17 protein-coding genes are annotated in these 18,286 nt (G+C 46.1%); 12 read left to right on the top strand and 5 right to left on the bottom strand.

The window, feature by feature from the left end:
- The first annotated feature begins 116 nt into the window (after positions 1-116).
- The 7 genes from sufB to Q5691_RS12890 all read left to right on the top strand — a co-directional run bounded on the left by sufB (position 117) and on the right by Q5691_RS12890 (position 7,310).
- Entirely contained in the window at positions 117-1,559 is a 1,443-nt protein-coding gene (sufB, locus tag Q5691_RS12920) for a Fe-S cluster assembly protein SufB (protein WP_333103299.1), read from the top strand.
- A 333-nt stretch (positions 1,560-1,892) separates the two neighbouring features.
- Entirely contained in the window at positions 1,893-2,684 is a 792-nt protein-coding gene (gene sufC, locus Q5691_RS12915) for a Fe-S cluster assembly ATPase SufC (RefSeq protein WP_333345113.1), read from the top strand.
- Positions 2,681-4,024 (top strand): Fe-S cluster assembly protein SufD, encoded by a 1,344-nt coding sequence (gene sufD, locus Q5691_RS12910; RefSeq protein WP_333215465.1) that lies wholly within the window; start codon positions 2,681-2,683, stop codon positions 4,022-4,024. Before sufC ends, sufD begins: the two co-directional genes overlap by 4 nt.
- Positions 4,025-4,217: 193 nt before the next feature.
- Positions 4,218-5,480, top strand: a complete 1,263-nt coding sequence (locus tag Q5691_RS12905; protein ID WP_333215462.1) for a SufS family cysteine desulfurase — start codon at positions 4,218-4,220, stop codon at positions 5,478-5,480.
- 188 nt (positions 5,481-5,668) lie between these two features.
- On the top strand, positions 5,669-6,064 hold the full coding sequence (locus Q5691_RS12900) for a deaminase (RefSeq protein ID WP_333345111.1): 396 nt from the start codon (positions 5,669-5,671) through the stop codon (positions 6,062-6,064).
- Entirely contained in the window at positions 6,064-6,492 is a 429-nt protein-coding gene (locus Q5691_RS12895) for an Imm1 family immunity protein (RefSeq protein ID WP_333215458.1), read from the top strand. Before Q5691_RS12900 ends, Q5691_RS12895 begins: the two co-directional genes overlap by 1 nt.
- A gap of 185 nt (positions 6,493-6,677) precedes the next feature.
- On the top strand, positions 6,678-7,310 hold the full coding sequence (locus Q5691_RS12890) for a Uma2 family endonuclease (protein ID WP_333215456.1): 633 nt from the start codon (positions 6,678-6,680) through the stop codon (positions 7,308-7,310).
- A gap of 97 nt (positions 7,311-7,407) precedes the next feature.
- Here Q5691_RS12890 and Q5691_RS12885 read toward each other — a convergent pair whose 3' ends face one another.
- Positions 7,408-8,232, bottom strand: a complete 825-nt coding sequence (locus Q5691_RS12885; protein WP_333308028.1) for an NAD-dependent epimerase/dehydratase family protein — start codon at positions 8,230-8,232, stop codon at positions 7,408-7,410.
- Between the two features lie 108 nt (positions 8,233-8,340).
- On the opposite strand from Q5691_RS12885, the gene Q5691_RS12880 reads away from it, so the two are divergent.
- Positions 8,341-9,195 carry a DUF1232 domain-containing protein gene (locus Q5691_RS12880; RefSeq protein WP_333345109.1) on the top strand — a complete coding sequence of 285 codons (855 nt, stop codon included), beginning with the start codon at positions 8,341-8,343 and terminating at the stop codon, positions 9,193-9,195.
- Positions 9,196-9,353: 158 nt separating this feature from the next.
- Here Q5691_RS12880 and Q5691_RS12875 read toward each other — a convergent pair whose 3' ends face one another.
- Positions 9,354-9,668: a zinc ribbon domain-containing protein gene (locus Q5691_RS12875; protein WP_333052014.1), complete on the bottom strand. Its 315-nt coding sequence runs from the start codon at positions 9,666-9,668 to the stop codon at positions 9,354-9,356.
- Positions 9,669-9,822: 154 nt separating this feature from the next.
- Here Q5691_RS12875 and Q5691_RS12870 point away from each other — a divergent pair, with 154 nt between their 5' ends.
- From Q5691_RS12870 to Q5691_RS12860, 3 genes are all read left to right on the top strand, one after another.
- The gene (locus tag Q5691_RS12870) at positions 9,823-9,996 is read left to right on the top strand and encodes a hypothetical protein (protein WP_333345107.1); all 174 of its coding nucleotides are present in this window, start codon (positions 9,823-9,825) and stop codon (positions 9,994-9,996) included.
- A gap of 41 nt (positions 9,997-10,037) precedes the next feature.
- Positions 10,038-10,619: a hypothetical protein gene (locus tag Q5691_RS12865; RefSeq protein WP_333084571.1), complete on the top strand. Its 582-nt coding sequence runs from the start codon at positions 10,038-10,040 to the stop codon at positions 10,617-10,619.
- A gap of 301 nt (positions 10,620-10,920) precedes the next feature.
- A complete protein-coding gene (locus Q5691_RS12860) occupies positions 10,921-11,394 on the top strand; it encodes a TspO/MBR family protein (RefSeq protein ID WP_333215446.1) in 474 nt (157 codons plus the stop codon).
- A gap of 352 nt (positions 11,395-11,746) precedes the next feature.
- On the opposite strand, the gene Q5691_RS12855 is transcribed toward Q5691_RS12860, so the two are convergent.
- Complete coding sequence (locus Q5691_RS12855; protein WP_333215621.1) at positions 11,747-13,810, bottom strand: hypothetical protein; 2,064 nt, start codon at positions 13,808-13,810, stop codon at positions 11,747-11,749.
- A 246-nt stretch (positions 13,811-14,056) separates the two neighbouring features.
- On the bottom strand, positions 14,057-14,956 hold the full coding sequence (gene hslO, locus Q5691_RS12850; protein ID WP_333345105.1) for an Hsp33 family molecular chaperone HslO: 900 nt from the start codon (positions 14,954-14,956) through the stop codon (positions 14,057-14,059).
- A gap of 581 nt (positions 14,957-15,537) precedes the next feature.
- Between hslO and Q5691_RS12845 the strand changes: the two genes are divergently transcribed.
- Positions 15,538-16,191, top strand: coding sequence for a Crp/Fnr family transcriptional regulator (locus Q5691_RS12845; protein ID WP_333215617.1), 654 nt, complete (start codon positions 15,538-15,540; stop codon positions 16,189-16,191).
- Positions 16,192-16,209: 18 nt separating this feature from the next.
- On the opposite strand, the gene Q5691_RS12840 is transcribed toward Q5691_RS12845, so the two are convergent.
- A partial coding sequence (locus Q5691_RS12840) for a CHAT domain-containing protein (RefSeq protein ID WP_333345103.1) occupies positions 16,210-18,286 on the bottom strand: 2,077 nt, incomplete at its 5' end.

Raw genomic sequence — 18,286 nt, 5'->3', positions numbered from 1 at the left:
ACAAAATTGTTGTTTAACTTCCCAGAGCAGTCCAGCAGAACTCGCTCAAGCCCAGACAGGCATTGCCCCGTCTGCCATCCAGAGAGCATTATCTAGAACACTGAACACGCAAAATAATGAGTTCTACCACAGTCAAAACCTTAGTCAACCAGCCGTATAAATACGGTTTCGTCACCGACATCGAGTCAGACACCATCCCCCGCGGCTTGAGCGAAGATGTAGTCCGCCTGATTTCCGCTAAGAAAAACGAACCGGAATTCATGCTGCAATTCCGCCTCAAAGCATACCGGAAGTGGCTGACAATGACCGAGCCCACTTGGCCCCACGTCAACTATCCCGCGATCGACTACCAACAAATTATCTACTATTCCGCGCCCAAACAAAAGCCCAAAAAGCTCAACAGTTTGGACGAAGTAGACCCGACACTGCTAGAAACCTTCGAGAAACTAGGCATTCCCCTCTCCGAACAAAAACGGCTCGGAAATGTTGCCGTCGATGCCGTTTTCGACAGCGTTTCAATTGCCACAACATTTAGAGAAAAGTTAGCCAAAGATGGTGTTATTTTCTGTTCCATTTCAGAAGCCGTCAAAGATTATCCCGAATTAATAGAAAAATATCTCGGCAGCGTCGTACCAGTCGGCGATAACTTTTTCGCAGCCCTCAACTCCGCCGTATTCAGCGACGGTTCCTTTGTTTACATTCCCAAAGGCGTCAAATGCCCAATGGAATTGTCAACCTATTTCCGCATCAACAACGGAGATTCCGGCCAGTTCGAGCGCACCCTAATTGTTGCAGAAGAAAACAGTTCTGTGTCTTACCTAGAAGGCTGCACCGCCCCGATGTTTGACACTAATCAACTGCACGCGGCTGTCGTGGAATTGGTAACAATGGACAATGCGGATATCAAATACTCCACAGTGCAAAACTGGTACGCTGGCGACGCCAACGGCAAAGGCGGCATTTACAACTTCGTGACGAAACGGGGTTTGTGTCAAGGAGTCAATTCTAAGATTTCTTGGACACAAGTAGAAACCGGTTCCGCGATTACTTGGAAATATCCCAGTTGCGTGTTAGTCGGCGACAACTCGGTGGGCGAATTTTACTCCGTAGCGCTGACAAATAACAAGCAGCAAGCTGACACCGGTACCAAAATGATCCACGTTGGCAAAAACACTCGCAGCACGATTATTTCTAAGGGAATTTCGGCGGGAAATTCATCCAACAGCTATCGCGGCTTGGTGAAAATGGGGCCCAATGCTAAAGGCTCTCGAAATTACTCTCAGTGCGATTCGATGCTGATTGGGGATAACGCTCAGGCGAATACTTTCCCTTATATTCAAGTGCAGAACCACACTGCTAAAGTGGAACACGAAGCTTCTACTTCTAAAATTGGGGAAGAGCAATTGTTCTTCTTCGCACAGCGGGGAATTTCCGCCGAAAATGCTATTTCGATGATGATTAGCGGTTTCTGTAAAGATGTTTTCAATCAGTTACCGATGGAATTTGCGGCGGAAGCTGATAAGCTGTTGAGTCTGAAGCTAGAAGGAAGTGTCGGATAATTTTCGCGCGCAAGAAACCCTTCCAGGCCGAGTCCAGCGGTGACAACTTAAGACTGCAAGCCATAATAAATGTCGCTTTTATTCGAGTCTAGATCCCCCTTAAAAAGGGGTACTTTGAGAAGACTTCTTGTGTCCCCCCTTCCTTATTAAGGGGTACTTTAAGAACACTCTTGTCCCCCCCTTATTAAGGGGGGTTAGGGGGGATCGAGACTTCGATACAAACAAGAGAGACGGTAGGTTTAACGTTAAGTGGTCAGTAATAGCCAGAGCCTAGGAACGAGAAGAACGAGAAGAAAAAACTGTAAAGTGCATTGAGGAAAAGGAAAAAAATAGATGATTGTTGAAAATAGTCAAGTGGTGCTATCCGTCCGCGATTTAACTGCGAATGTGGAAGATACCCAAATCCTTAAGGGTTTAAATCTGGAAATTAAATCGGGTGAAATTCACGCGATTATGGGTCCGAACGGTTCGGGAAAAAGCACTTTATCCAAGATATTAGCGGGTCATCCTGCTTATACAGTAACGGGCGGAGAAGTTACTTTTCTGGGCCAAAATTTGCTGGAATTAGCGCCGGAAGAACGCTCTTTGGCGGGCGTATTCCTAGCTTTCCAATATCCTTTAGAAATTCCCGGCGTTAGCAATCTGGATTTCTTGCGCGTGGCTTACAATTCTCACCGCAAACATCGCGGCTTGGAAGAATTGGATGCTTTTGATTTCCAAGATTTAATCGAGGAAAAGCTGGATATTGTCAAGATGAATGATTCTTTTTTAGGCCGCAGCGTTAATGAGGGTTTTTCCGGCGGCGAGAAAAAGCGGAATGAAATTTTGCAAATGGCGCTGTTGGAACCGAGGTTAGCTATTTTAGACGAAACTGATTCGGGTTTGGATATCGACGCTCTCAAGATTGTCGCCGGCGGTGTGAATCAGTTGTCAACTGCTGAAAATTCGATGTTGGTAATTACTCACTATCAGCGGTTGCTGAATTACATTATTCCTGATTTTATTCACGTCATGGAAGCCGGTAGAATTATCTTGACTGGCCCGAAAGAGTTGGCGCTGGAATTGGAAGAGCGCGGTTATGACTGGGTTGTGGAAGAGGAAGCTGCAGGAGTGGGCGCGCGATGATGAATACGCAAGTTGCTAGTAGGGAAATGTTTTTGACTGATTTGGTTAATCAGTGCGGCAAGTTGGGCGCAGCTAATAACGAAAGTTCTGCTTACGGGTTGCAGGATTTGCGGGATGCGGCGACGGAATACGTGCTTTCTTCGAGTTTTCCGACGGTGAGGGATGAAGAATGGCGCTTTACTGATTTGTCGTCGGTGTTGCAAATTCCTTTTCATATACCGCAGATCAATCAGTCAAAAATTAAGCTGGCTGATATCATTATGCCAGTGAAAAATCGGGATGATTTACCATTAAGATTGGTATTTGTCAACGGTTTTTATGCGCCGGATTTGTCAACGGTGGAGTCGTCGGTTTTTCCCAATTTGCCGATCGACTTTTATGCAGGTAATCTATCCCATGTACCCGAAAAACATCAGGCGCGCATCAGGGATGTTTTGAGCAAGCACAGACAGCAAACCGAGGTGTTTACCGCGCTGAATACTGCGGGTTTGGCGGATTCTGCGGTGGTGTTCGTGCCGGCCAATATGTCGATCGACCTTCCGATTCACTTGCTGTTCCTGACAGCACCAGGTACATCTCCTACGATGTCCCAGCCGCACTGCTTAGTCATAGCTGAGCCTGGAAGCAATGTGACGCTGGTTGAGGATTATGCAACTATCGGGAATGTCGCTGCATTTACGAATGCTGTAACCGATGTTGTTGTCGGCGAAAACGCCACTGTGAATCACGTTCGGCTTCAGCGGGAAGGTGGGGAGGTTGTTCATATCGGCAAAAGTGCGATCGAGCAATCTCGTAATAGCCGTTATACTTGTCATGCTATCAGCTTGGGAGGCAAAATATCGCGCCACAATTTAGAAGTATTTCAGCGCGGCGAAGCCACTGAAACAACGTTAAACGGCTTAAGCGTAGCCTTTGGGGAACAGTTGTCGGACACTCACAGTTTAATCGATTTTAATCACCCTCACGGTACAAGTCGCCAATTACATAAGTGCATTGTCGGGAACAAAGCTCGCGCTGTATTTAACGGCAAAGTTTTCGTTCGCAAAGCCGCCCAATTGACAGATGCCGGACAATTGAGCCGAAATTTGTTGCTGTCGCCGAGAGCTCGCGTAGATACCAAACCGCAGTTGGAAATTGTCGCCGATAACGTTAAATGTTCCCACGGTGCAACTGTCAGTCAATTAGAAGATGATGAACTTTTCTACTTGCAAAGTCGCGGTTTGGATTTAGAAAGAAGTCGCTATTTGCTAATCGATGCTTTTGCGGCGGAAATGCTCAATCAATTACCGATTATGGGCGTGGCCAAAATGCTTTCTACCTGCGTGGCTATTCAAGAATAAAAGAATCACCAACAGACTGGGGGTGTTTTCTTACCTTTGCAATCAAACCCGGAGATCCCCCCTAGCCCCCCTTAATAAGGGGGGAACAAGAGTATTCTTAAAGTCCCCCTTATTAAGGGGATTTAGGGGGATCTCCGGGTTCAACAATACGCCCTAGAAGCGAGTTTCACAACAATACTAACTTCTGAAAAATATGACACTTATTCAAGAAAAAACACTTGCCTCAAAAGTTCGTGGCGACTTCCCAATTTTGAATGAAAAAGTAAATGGTAAACCGCTAGTTTATTTAGACAATGCAGCTACCTCTCAAAAACCCCTAGCTGTACTCAACGCTTGGCGTGATTACTACGGACAATATAATGCAAACGTGCACCGCGGCGCTCACACTCTCAGCGCCAAAGCCACTGATGCTTACGAAGGTGCGAGAGACAAAGTTGCCGCGTTTGTGAATGCGGCGTCTCGGCAAGAAATTGTCTATACTCGCAACGCCACCGAAGCGATTAATTTGGTTGCTTATTCTTGGGGTTTGAGCAATCTGCAAGCTGGAGATGAAATTATCCTGTCGGTGATGGAACACCACAGCAATCTCGTTCCCTGGCAAATGATTGCTCAAAGAACCGGTGCTGTGCTGAAGTTTGTCGAGTTAACGGAAACTAACGAGTTTGATTTGGAACAGTTTAAAACGCTAATTTCCCATAAAACTAAATTGGTGTCAACCGTTCATGTTTCTAATACTTTGGGCTGCATCAGTCCAGTCAAAGAAATCTGCAAAATTGCCCACAGTTTCGGCGCAAGAGTTTTAATAGATGCTTGCCAAAGCGTCCCGCACATGATAGTAGACGTGCAAGCAATTGATTGCGATTGGCTGGTTGCTTCCGGGCACAAAATGTGCGCTCCGACTGGCATCGGTTTTCTGTACGGTAAACTGGACTTGCTGAGAGAAATGCCTCCGTTTTTCGGTGGTGGGGAGATGATTGCTGACGTGTTTCTCGATTATTCCACCTATGCCGATTTGCCACACAAATTTGAAGCCGGCACGCCTGCAATCGGCGAGGCGATCGCCCTTGGTGCAGCAATCGATTATCTTAGTAAGATTGGCATGGATAAGATTCACGCTTGCGAAGCAGAATTGACTGCTTATATGTTCCAACAATTGTGGCAAATTCCAGAAATTAAAATCTACGGGCCACAACCAGACAGCAACGGCGAAGGTAGGGCAGCTTTGGCGGCATTTACAGCAGGAGAAATTCACCCTCAAGACTTGTCTACCATGTTAGACCAGGAGGGAGTCGCGATTCGTTCCGGGCATCACTGCACGCAAGCTTTGCACCGCTATTTGAACGTTTCATCTACTGCCAGAGCGAGTTTGTATTTTTACAATACTCGCGAGGAGATTGATGTGTTTGTGAAAGCGTTGAAAGAGACGATCGACTTTTTTGCTGGGATTATGGGATAATTTGGTGGGTGATGGTGCGCGGGTAGAAATTGAGAAGCGATCGCCCTTTTTTTAACCGCAGATGCAGGCGGATAGACGCTGATGAACGCGGATGAAGAAGAGAGCGATCGCAATCCCAAATCCCAAAACCAGAACACAATCTGGTAAAATTGGGCTGTCAACCCAAAGGAAAGGCAAAAATACAAAGTGTGTTTGATGAACTAGGTGCATATAGACAAAGCCTAGGTTTACCATCGGCTGGCAGCGAAACCGATAAATCAACCATAGCTAAACTAGAAATAGCGGGTCAAAGTTTTTTTGGCATCAACTCTGGCAGCAACCCCAATCGTCGGCAAATAACCTTTAATGTCAATCCTATCACCAAAACCCACGCTGAAGCCGATGCTTTTCAACAAGCAGCCGATGCGGGAATTAGAGGAGGTAAAGCACGTTTGATTTGCGATCGCGAACTTTGTGCAGCCTGCGGCTTAAGAGGTGGAGTAAACTCTATGGCTTGGCAGTTAAATATAGAAGAATTAGAAATTATTACTTCCAATGGAAGTAAAACAATAACCGTTAAACTCCCAAATACAAGGAGGCGATAATGTTTGTGTTAAACCTATCAGCAGAAAATTGGGTTGGCAACCAGGATGAAGGTGACTTAATAGAAAGTCCTACTTGGAGTCAAATAGAACAAGCCATCCGCGAGTTAAATGGGACAACTAAAACTTTAGTTACCTTGGGTGCAGATGACGAGTGTTATATGAGCATTGGTGGCGGCGAATCCGGCAAATATATTGTTAACGTAACTTTTGATAACGTTAGCTTCCATAATTTAGTAGATCCATCAAAACCCGATGCAATAGAAAAGCTAGTTATCGGCGGACAAGAAGGTAATTATTCCGCCCGGATGTGTGTAAATTTAGAGACGGCACTGTTGGCAGCTCACACATTTACAGTATCAGGACAACTTCAAATATCACTGTCTTGGGAAGAAGAGAAAGAATTAGCGGTGTCATCAAATAAGATTTAACACAACCTAAGTGAAGTGCGATCGCTCTTTCTTCATCCGCGTTCATCCGCGTCAATCCGCCTGCATCTGCGGTAAAAAAAAAAGACCGGGAAGCCGAGCTATCCCGTAAAAAATCGCCCATTTCATAGTATCGGGGCCTGTGGTAAAATAAAACTAGAGTTTTCTCAGCTCAAGGAGATTTTGAGATGATTGCTACTACTTCAAGTTTAGCCGAACAAAGAACACTGCTAGAAAACATTAGCTGGTCAACCTTTGAAACGTTGCTCAAAGAAATAGGCGATCGCCGAGGTTATCGCATAGCTTATGATAACGGGATGTTGGAAATTATGAGTCCTTTATACGAACATGAAAATCCCAAGATTCAGTCTGATCGCTTCATTTTCATTTTAGCAGAAGAACTCGGCAGTGAAATCAAAAGTGCTGGCTCAATGACTCTCAAGCAAGAACAGGCTAAAAAGGGTATAGAACCTGACAATTGTTATTATATTCAAAGTGAACCAGCAGTCAGAGGCAGGCAAGAACTAGACTTAGAAACTGCCCCACCGCCCGACTTGGCAATTGAAATAGATATTACCAGTAGTTCAATTAATAAGTCAGGAATTTACTCGGCACTTGGCGTACCCGAACTCTGGAGATATAACGGGCGAGTTTTAAAATTTTATCAGTTAGCTTCCGAGGACTATGTTGAATGCAATTTCAGTATTGCTTTTCCCTTTTTATCATCAACAGAAATGAGTAGGTTTTTTGAGCAGACTAAAACAATGGGAGAAATTGCATTACTGAAATCATTTAGAATTTGGGTTAGGGAAAAAATCTAAAGCGGTGAATATCGCCCTTTAGTCCATCCGCGTTCATTGTGGCACGGGCGTCCCGCCTGTGAAAAAGATGCGGTTTAACAAAAGAGCGATCGCCCAACTAAAACTCCCTAATCTCAGGATGAACAAACTGATAACCCGCCGCCTTAATCTTTTGATTCGACACCCTCGCATTATAAGGCCGCACGCTAGGACTTCCATCCCAAGAAACTTTAGGCAAATTATTAGCTTCAAAAATGCGATCGAGCAATTCGCCACTGGATAGCGACACATCCCCGACTAAATTGTAAATTCCCTGCAATCGATTTTCCAAAGCAAAGGTTAACCCCCCAACAATATCATCTCGATGCACCCAATTAGTAGCATCTTCCCCCCTACCGGGACGAGTGCTCCCAGCCCAGCCTCCAAAGATTTTAACTAATTCTCGCCCAGGCCCATAAATTCCTCCCAAACGGAGAATGCAGACGTGAAGATTTGGACTAGATGCTGCTAATAAAACCCGTTCTGTTTCTGCGAGAATTTCACCGTTTGGATTAGCAGGCGCGACAGGTGAATCTTCATTTACCAATTCACCTTGGCGATCGCCATAGATAGAATAAGTACCCGTATAAATAACCTGCTTGACTGTCGGTATCTGCTGTAAAACAGCTACTAAAGTTGTCGCAGTATCTAAATAACTCTCCCGATAAGTCTGAGAATTTGGAGCACCGACGCACAGCATAACAGCATCTTGTTCTTGCAATACAGCCGTCATTGCCTCTTTGTCATTTCCCTTGATCACGGCTACCCGCTGGGCGACACCCTCCAACTCAACTACTCGCGTCGCCGTCGTAGTTGTCGCCGTCACGGTATAATCAGATTTGCCGCGTAAATGTTTGGCTGTCGCAGTACCCACATAGCCACAGCCGACGATCGCAACTTTCATAAAAAATTCTCCATTGTGTCATGCTCTCTAAAATTATTGCCGGTTTCTGAAATCATGGCGCGCTGAGTTTTGTGGTAAAATGCAAAGCGTCGCGATCGAAGTACCATCATGTCCGAGAGAGATATTTTTGCCACCTCCTCAGAAAGTGAACTTTTAGCTTTTTATGGTTCTTTGTTTGCGATCGCAGCCGCCGATGGTTCCGTTGATATTGACGAACTAGATTTGTTGTTTAAAACCATAAATTTAGAGAAATTTTCTGACTCTGCAAAGACTCAAATCCACTCCTACACAGCCAGTCCCCCATCACTCAGCGACTGTTTGCAAACACTCAGCAAGTCAGAAGAACCGCTGCGTTTGGGAGTCATGTATTTTTTAATTAACATTGCTGGGGCAAATAAGACGCTGCATCCCGCAGAAAATGAGGCTATCCAATCTGCAAAAAAACTGCTGGCGGTTTCCGACTTGCAAATCCAAGCCATGCAGGAATTCATCGCAGACATGAAACACATACGGGAGGGCGCGCCTAATAAAAATCAGGCATCAGCATCCTTCAATTCTGCTGTTTCCCAGGTTAAAAATAAGGGCATTCCTCTCGATTTAATCTACCGGAAAGGAGCCACAACAAACCTCAGCATCCCCAAAATCAACTATTCAGATGAAAGTTTTTGGACTAAACTTAAAAACTTTGCTTTAACCGCAGGAAGAGAAGTAGTTGAAAAAGCTTTGATTCTCTACTATACGGCTCAGAACCCAAACGTGCCTGCTTGGGCAAAAGGAGTTGTAGTTGGAGCTTTGACCTATTTTATATCTCCTGTTGATGCCATTCCCGATATATTAGTCGGTGTTGGATTTACAGATGATTTGGGAGTGTTACTGGCGGCGTTCGCTACTGTTTCAGTATACATTAATGCTGATACTAAAGAACAAGCCAAACAAAAAATGAAAGATTGGTTTGGTCAATAATATTATGTCTAATTGAGCGTTTTGTGGTGTCGGCGTCGGACTAATATAATCTGAATAATATAGCTGTTTTTTATAGATAAAATAAAGGACACTGCGCTGCCGTGTCCCTACATAATATCTATAATTCACTCAACTAAAAACTTGATAATTATGGATTCTCAGTCTTTAATCGGCTTACCATCTCGATTGACAATACGGCTTTCACCATCCTTAGCCGTGACATTTTCATAAACCCCTTCATCCCGCTTCACGTACTTGCTGAACCCCTGATTTTTATAATCGGTGTCCGATGTCGGCTTCATCAACCTCGGAGCGCTCAGCAGTCGGCGTACTGGAGCATCTGCGGGAGTCTCCCCGGGTTCGCGCTTAGCCAACTCGCACAGTTGGCCCCAAGTCGAAACTTCCAGGTTCATGCTGTGCCAAACTTCTAACTGCTGGTTGTTTTCGGGACACAAATAATCGTATACAGGCATACTAAGAATCTCGTTTGCAACTACTAAAATTACTAATTGCACGGTTATTCAGAAAATTATAGCTCAACATTACTAAGAATTCAAGGCCAACAATCAAACTTTACTATTTTTAACGGTTGTTGAAACCATAAATCAGCTATATTATTAACCCTGTGTGCTTGCTCCCGGATGCGATCGAGACAAAGCCCAAAAGTACGCTACCCTGAAATCCTCTGACTCGATCCAACGATCGCACGATCGACGGTTAGCAAATGCCCGCAAGACTTACCTCAATGCCGTCACAGGATTGATCATCATTTTCAGACTGTACGCCAATCACAGATTCTAAGTTTCAATTTTATTTATTTACTCACCAGCGAGGATTTACCGATGAGCGATTTCAAAGTTACGCCAGAAGTAGAGCTGAACACAGCTCAAATGTTGGAGCGATATCAACTGCAAGATGAGACAACTCTGCGGCGTTGGGCAAAACTGCACGGCATCAATAGCACCCGTGGTTTCTTCTATCCCAGTGAAGTAGATTTGATGGATCACGCTCACCACCATCTCTACAATTTGGGAATGAGCATTGCGGATTACCAAAGTCTTTTAGATCGGCGCCGCAGCCATTCCCAGACACCGGGCGACCAAAATAAAACAGTAGCAAGTCAAGTTGCTGACGAAGCATACGATGCCATAGAAACGCTAACCGATCAGTATGCTGAAGCTATTGATTTAATGGGAGAACGTATAGCAGACCATTTCATCGATGAACTCGATTTATCTGTGATGAGGCACCTTTCTAAAAAAGTGCAAGACCGGCGCACTCTCAACGGTCAAACCAAAAAGCCTAACCGTTTTCTCCAAGTGATTAAAGCCGTGTTGCAACCGAGCAGCGAAAATACGCTTCTGGTTCCGAAAAAAGAGGATGACTCTAGTTTAGAATTAGAACAACATCACCGCCTCGGCTAGTAGCCGATTTTTTTGAAAGACTAAGAGACTTTTTGTTCAATTTACTGGTAAATTTTACTAAAAAGCAGACTCGCTCCCTTCCCTTGTCAAGGGGAGGAAGCAAGAGTCACATTCTTTATATTATGAAACCGAATAGAAAAAAATAAATTGAGGTTTCCCAGAAGTCTAAATTAGTTGTCAACTGATGTTAGGTTTCGCAACTCTGTCCAATCTAATATAACTAGGCACAGATTGCGCGATCGCCAAAATCCGAGATAATATCTGCTGAATTGAACCTGTCAACCTCGCCCAAGGTAAAAAAATGATTAAATCCTGGATGGTAATTGGAGGCGTCGCCTTGATAGTAGCACTAGCCACTAACATAATCCCGCCCAGCGACATCCAATGGTTCAACCGATTGCAGCGTCCGAGATGGCTAGTAATTGAAAAAGCAATTCCCTTAATTTGGACAGTAATTTTTATTTGTGCAGCTTGGTCAGCAGTGATTGTTTGGGAAAAAGAACCAGGAACTCAGGAGACTTGGCTGAGAATGGGTTTGTACCTGCTTTTAGAAATAGTAACCATGTCTTACACCTCGGTTATGTGCAAAATTAGGAGCCTAAAAGTCGGCACAATAATCGGCGGAACTGGCGCTATTTTAAGCGTAATGCTAGCTTTAAGTGTCTTGCAAGTTTCGGAGCCGGCCGCCCTGTTATTGCTACCTTACATACTTTGGAGTCCGATCGGCACTTACACCACTTGGGCAATGATGCACCTGAATCCGGCGGATGTTTAATTGATCTAAAATTACAGGTAATTGGTAATTGAGCATTGGGAAAAAGGTAATTGCTAAGATGTACCTCACCTAATAGAAAACTGCTATAGCAAGCCTCGTATCAATTGTGAACTCTTTGTCTTCCTCTTCTTCCTTCGCGCTCTTCGCGTCTTCGGGGTTCGTTAAATAGAGATTCTCTGAGTTTTATCGCGTGGTGGGGGTGGCTTTATTTAATTTGTTGGCAATGTGAGTATGATTTGTAAACCCACCCCTAGAAGTTGATTGAGAATGATGGTTGATTTGAGTTTTAACTCAAATCAACCATCATTCTCCGACTTTAAACCTCCGCCCAATGTCGGGCAAACCAGTTAACCTAACGATTGCCAGAGCTGGTCGGAGGCTCAATTTCCGGCGGTTCAGGAGGGGGAGATTCAGACTCAGGAGGATTCAGCGACTCCTCCCAAACTTTGATTTGCGATCGAGCTTGCTCAAAAGCCCGAGTCCCCGACGGAATTTTCTTCAAAGTCGCGATCGCCCCAGCCAGATCCGACGACGACTCTTCCACACCCAGCGCCAAAATCCGCTGGCTCCACTCATCAATCGCCTCACTCGCCTGCCACCGCAGCGAACTCGACTCCGGAACCTGACTTGCCAGCGCAATAGCCGTTTGCAAAGCGTCAGCAGTCCCGGCTCGGGCCGTCTGACGGGCGTTCTGCAAACCTTGCTCGCCCTGAAATTGAGCCTCCCAAGTCCGAATGTTCGATCGAGCTTCCTCATAAAGCACCCGTCCCGATCGAATCCGGCGCGCCATCTCAATTGCCCCCGCCAAATTGCCGCTCGCCGCTAGCTGCTGAGCTCTATCCAAAAACGGCTGGTCAACAAGCCGCTGTCTCCTCTCGATCCAAGCTTGAATTTTGGCTTGAGCTTCCACGTAAAGCGCCCTACCTCTACCGATCCGAGAAGCTTGAGCAACGGCGGCTTCCAGAGCATTCGGATCGCCCGTACTCGCTAAATCGTTCGCTTTTTGCAAATAGGGACTGTCTTCCATCAGCTCGATTTGACGGCTCAAGGTGCTAATTTGACGGCGAGCTTCCGAAGCGCGGGGATTTGATTCCGGGACTGTTTGCAATTGCGCGATGGCAGCCCTCAAATCATTTACCCCACCCGGCGCCGCCAGCCTGCTTGCCAAATCCAAAACTTTCACATCAGCCATTTCTTGCTGCCAGCGGCCGACTAAATCTTGAGCTTGTTTGTATAAAGGGCGACCGGACTTCAACTTTTGAGCAATCTCGATCGCCTTGGAGAAACCCTCAACAGAGCCAGTCAAAGCCTGAGAAGTAGCATTCGCCAACTCATTAAAATCCTGTACTTGTTCCCTTAAATTTGCCGACTCTGGAATCTTGTTAGCGATCGCCATCGCCTCCTGCCAATCCCCTGCTTGCAAGCGTTTTTGGGCGATATCCAGAATTTTCTTGCTAAATTCCGCGATCGCCTTATTGGCAGCTTGATACAAATAACTGTTTTGACCAATTCCCTCAGCCAGCTTAATCCCCGTCACCAGATTTTCGAGACCTCCCTCGGAGGCTGTATTCCGGGCTTTTAGCAACTTATTGCCCTCAGCCCGAGTCGTCTGAATTAGCTTAGTCAATTCCTCGTACTTAGCCGATTCCCAGAAAGTATTTCCCAAATCCAAAAGCAGAGTAGCTTGGCTGAAAGCCAGCGGCCACTCTTCCTGACGCAAGTGGTCTTCCGCCGTGCGGTAAATTTTCTCTGCATCGCTCCATATCGACTGCCACTTTTCAATCTGCTTTTCCATCTTCGGGTAAGCGGGAACGTTTTTAGGAACCTTACGAGCGAGCGCAATCGCCTCATCCAGCTTTCCTTCTTGGAAACTAGCATTTCCCAGCCTAATAATATCCTCCGACCACCGATCGATTTGAGTGTTAATTCTCGGCCGCAGCGGATGGTTTTGTGGCAAAGCATTCACTAATTCGATCGCCCTGAGCAAATCATCCGCCGTCCGCTTGCTTGCTGCTTCTTGAGCACAAAAAAAGCGATCGTTAGCAGAAGCCGTTGGCCAAAAAATCTTTGAGCAATTGGACTGCGAGGTCAGGTTGAGTAAAGACGCAATTGCCACAAACCCCATACCCACCGATACCATCAAACTCAGCGCCAGCCAAAACTGCCACTTGTTCGACCAGTTCCGCCAAAACGGATTGTGTTCCCCCGGCGGCTGCGAGTTTTCCCCAGACAAATTCGGCGGTAGTTCCAGATGCCCTCCCGGCAGTTTTCCCGAAGTAACCAACTCTCGGAGCTCTTTAAGTCGTTCAGCCCGGTTTTTCCTTGCTGGTAAGCGCACCAGCGACGAAGTATCCTTTGTTGACTCCAAGGATTCTGATGCAGACCAACGGCCTGGTATTTTGCGATCTTGACTCATATCCTCACCACAAACAGCAACCAGCTAGCGTAAGTTATTTAAAAACTGCGAGCGCTGCTATCAACTGCTCTATAAAATGTATTCATCACTTTTACATACTCCCGTCTGCCCTAGACTGCAAGAGCCGATCGCCAAACCGCCAAAATCAAAATTTTGTGATTAGGTAATTGATAATGCGTAATTGGCAATTGGTCAAGGCCGTCATCCCTAACTCGCACTCAATAGAGCCAATTACACATTATCGTCTCAAGAACCGGAGTTTGAGCGCAAATCGCCGATTAGTTCCGTAAGCTGATCGCTGTTAGCTTTGTAAACCTCGTTGCAGAAATGGCACGTAGCCTCAGCCCCGCCATCTTTTTCAATCATGTCTTGGAGTTCCGCTTCGCCCAACATTTTCAAAGCTCCCAAAACTCGATCGAACGAACACCCACAGTCAAAGCGCACCATCTGAGTTTCCGGGAAAATTTCCAGGCCCATATCTCCCAGTAACTCTTCGAGAATCTGGTGCAGCGTTTTGCCCGATCGCAGCAGCGGCGTAAAGCCGGACAATTGAGCAACTCTAGATTCTAAAGTTTGCACCAATTTTTCGTCGGTTGCCGCCTTGGGCAGAACCTGCAACAGCACACCCCCAGACGCTTCTACCCCGCCCGCCCCTACAAACACCCCCAAAACCAGAGCCGAAGGCGTTTGCTCCGAGGTTGCCAAATAGTGAGTTAGATCGTCGCCAATTTCGCCGGAAACCAATTCTACCGTACTGGAATAAGGGAAGCCGTATCCAACGTCCCGCACCACGTACAAATAACCGTCACCTATTGCCCCGCCGACATCGAGTTTGCCTTTAGCATTGGGTGGCAATTCGACTTCGGGATTATCCACATAACCTCGAACCGTTCCATCAAGTCCCGCATCCACCAGAAGCCCGCCCAGCGGCCCATCTCCTTTGATGCGAATGTTGACTCTCGATTCGGGCCGCTTCATGCTGGAGGCGAGTAACAGCCCCGCCGACATTGTGCGGCCGAGGGCGGCTGTAGCCACATAGGAGAGCTTGTGCCGCTGTCTTGCTTCTTCGGTGAGGCGGGTGGAAATGACGCCTACAGCGCGAATTCCGCCCTCTGCGGCTGTAGCGCGAATTAATTGATCGGCCATGAAAAACCTTGCTTTTGTCTTTTGATACTTTCTTGAACTATTTTATAAGTTCTTGAAGGTTGTGGCAGCAGAGAGCAGCAGTTGACTCGGCGGGCCTGGGAGTGCGATCGAACTTCCAAACTCGCCTTTGTTTTCTATAAAACCTTGATTAACTGAGGATTTATTAACAAATAGTCTGATGGATTATTCGATATCAATATTTATTTGAAAAGCCCAGAATAACGAGTGCATTTATTGTTACCACGCCAGCTTGTTCTCAGTCTATTTATAACAATTAACAAATAACCACTAATAACTATATTCCTGAACGCACTCGGAAGATATAAACCGGTTTTTTTAACCGATCTAGAGGCTTTTAATCCCGTGTATTTAATCTAAAAAACCCGATTTCTGGCTACCGATGCCTAAGTCCTAAACTAATGACTAATAACTAATAACTAATGACCAATGACCAATGAATAACAACTAATGACTAAAGCTTATCTTGCCGCTAACCAGACGATTACCAAACCTTTACCTTTGCCGGTTAGAGTCAGAGGCGTAGGTCTCAGACAAATGTTTTTTAGCTGGAAATAAGCGATATGCCACCAACATCCAAAGCACTTTTAGCGGAAATCCAGCATAACACAGGAGCGAGCCGAAACTTGCATTTTTATGCCAAGGGCGAAACCATTCCTATGATGTCGCATGGCCTTTGGCGAGTCTGTCAAGGTTTAGCACAACTGAGTACGCTTTATCCAAACGGGGAAGAAGGACTTTTGGGCTGGGTTGGGCCTTCGATGTGCTTCGGTTTGTGGTTGACAAACTTGCAGACTTACCGAGCTACGGCGACATCAGATATTTATTTGATGTGGTATTCTATGGTGGAAATCGAAGCTTCTCCTCAATTGGCTCACGAGTTGCTGCCTCAAATGGTACGGCGGCTGCGGCAAATGGAAGCAATTTTAGCGATCGCCGGACAGCGACGAGTAGATGACCGTTTGTATCAGCTACTGCTATTATTGCAACAGGAATTCGGTCAGCCTGTGGTTGAGGGAACTCGTTTGAATATCCGCTTGACACATCAAGATATTGCTAATGCGATTTGCACGACGCGGGTAACAGTAACTCGAATGCTGGGAAAATTGCAGCAGCAAGGGTTAATTAGTCGAGATGGCGATCGGCATTTAATACTTAACAAAGATGTTTTTGCGTCAACGTCTGATTTGTTTGGCTGCAACCCTCAAGCAGTGTAGCAAGCGCCGAAAAAAATCTTATTCTGCTTCGCCAATCAGGGTAAATGCTGCCCAATCTTGCGGAGTTGGGTGCATCTTCATTGTCATCAGCATCGCTTGCCGCAAAGCTTGAGCTTTATTCGGGTTTTTCTGTAACTGGCGATAGAATTCTGCCATTAATTCCGCTGTCGGCTCATCGGGCACTAACCACAGAGAAACGATAATAGTGGAAACACCAGCACTAATTAAAGCACGAGATAATCCAAGCACACCATCACCTGTGAGTTTTCCTCTGCCAGTATTGCAAGCACTTAATACCACTAATTCAGCATTTAATTTTAAATCCAAGATTTCGCTCGAAGTCAGCAATCCATCATCATTTCCTGATGGCGCAAGGGCGATCGCTCCCGGTAAATCTCGCCTCTTCACTTCATTGAGTAATCCGTGAGTTGCCAGATGAATAATCCGGGCTTTTAGCATCTGTTGAACAATCGATGCTTTAGTCGCTTGAGAGCCTGTAATCGGTTTAGTCTTCAGAAGTTGGGCAATTATAATTGCTTCCCGTTCGCTGCCCGGTAAGGGCTCTAATTGGTGCGGCGGAGTGCCAATTTTGGGCATAATTGGATTGCCTACAACTAAGTTATTCTGGAGAGAAAGTTGTCGGACTTTTTGCCGTGATTGGTGGGTAAACTGCAAAATTTGAATGGCGGGAGCGGTGAGGATGGTATGTTTTTCAATCAGATATTGACCTGTCGGATCTTGTAAGGCGACAAAGGGAACTAAAAACAGAGATTGATGGGGAATGAAGATGATAGGAGCATTCGGGTCAGTAGGTAAAAGATCGGCAATGGGTTGAATCAGTAGTTGATAACTTTGCTGTAATTTGGGGTAGATTATGCGAGAATTAGCAGGGGTAGAAGCAGGGGGATTAGCTGTTTGTTTATTGGCAATGTCCCCCGCCGATACACCCAGAGCATCGCGAGTGCCGCGAATCACCTCAGCTAAGGCGGTATGTTGCTCATTTAATCCTCTCGTCCCCAAAGCAGCAGATACTCTTGTCTGTTCGGTGGCTTCGCGTAGATTGACGTTAAGAGATTTGAGGTCAACGGAGCGAAAGGTAATTTCACCAGTCGGCTTGATGACCCAAATATAAAGGGCTTCATTCCAAATAGTTGAATACTCGACAAGGGTAGCGTTTTGCTCTTTAGCAATTTGTTGAATTTGCTGGATATTGGGGGGGTTGATAGTAGTTTGGGCAGATGCAGATGGGGCTTGGCGAGATGCCAATAACTCCACAAAAGCTCTGGCTCTACCCCGTTCGGCAATTTCTAAAGCCTCATTAGTTTTTTTCTGAGCAATGAAGACTTTTTGTAAAATGACGTAGGGGTTAGTTTGGGTTTCAAAGATTGACACTTTATTGGCATCGTCTAATCCAGCACGGAGAGATTCTGAAACTTTAATACTATCAAGTAGCGTTGTCTCGGCTGCTGGGAGATTGCCCGATTTGTAAAGAGCAAGTCCCAGATTTCCTAAAGCTATCCCCTCGCTTGGGCGGTCTTTAATTTCCCGGGCGATCGCCAACGACTGCTGTTCGTACTCAATCGCTTTGGCGTAGTCGCCGAGTTCAGAGTAAGCAATTCCCAGACTTCTCAAAGCTCTCCCCTCGCTTTGGCGGTCTTTAATTTCCCGGGCGATCGCCAACGACTGCTGAGTGTACTCTATCGCTTTGGCGTAGTCGCCGAGGGTATAGTAAGCATTTCCCAGATTTCCCAAAGCTTTCCCCTCGCTTTGGCGGCCTTTTATTTCTCGGGCGATCGCCAACCACTGCTGTTCGTACTCAATCGCTTTGGCGTAGTCGCCGAGGGAATAGTAAGCATTTCCCAGACTTCCCACAGCTTTCCCCTCGCTTGGGCGGTCTTTAATTTCTCGGGCGATCGCCAAATACTGCTGAGCGTACTCAATCGCTTTGGCGTAGTCGCCGAGGGAATAGTAAGCATTTCCCAGACTTCCCAAAGCGGCCCCCTCGCTTTGGCGGTCTTTAATTTCTCGGGCGATCGCCAAATACTGCTGAGCGTACTCAATCGCTTTGGCGTAGTCGCCGAGGGAATAGTAAGCA

Origin of the sequence: Microcoleus sp. w1-18aA5 (genome assembly GCF_036701705.1) — a bacterium.
In the GTDB taxonomy this organism is placed as follows: Bacteria; Cyanobacteriota; Cyanobacteriia; order Cyanobacteriales; family Microcoleaceae; genus Microcoleus.
The sequence above is the reverse complement of the archived record's forward strand: the minus strand, read 5'-3'. Positions and strand labels throughout refer to the sequence as shown.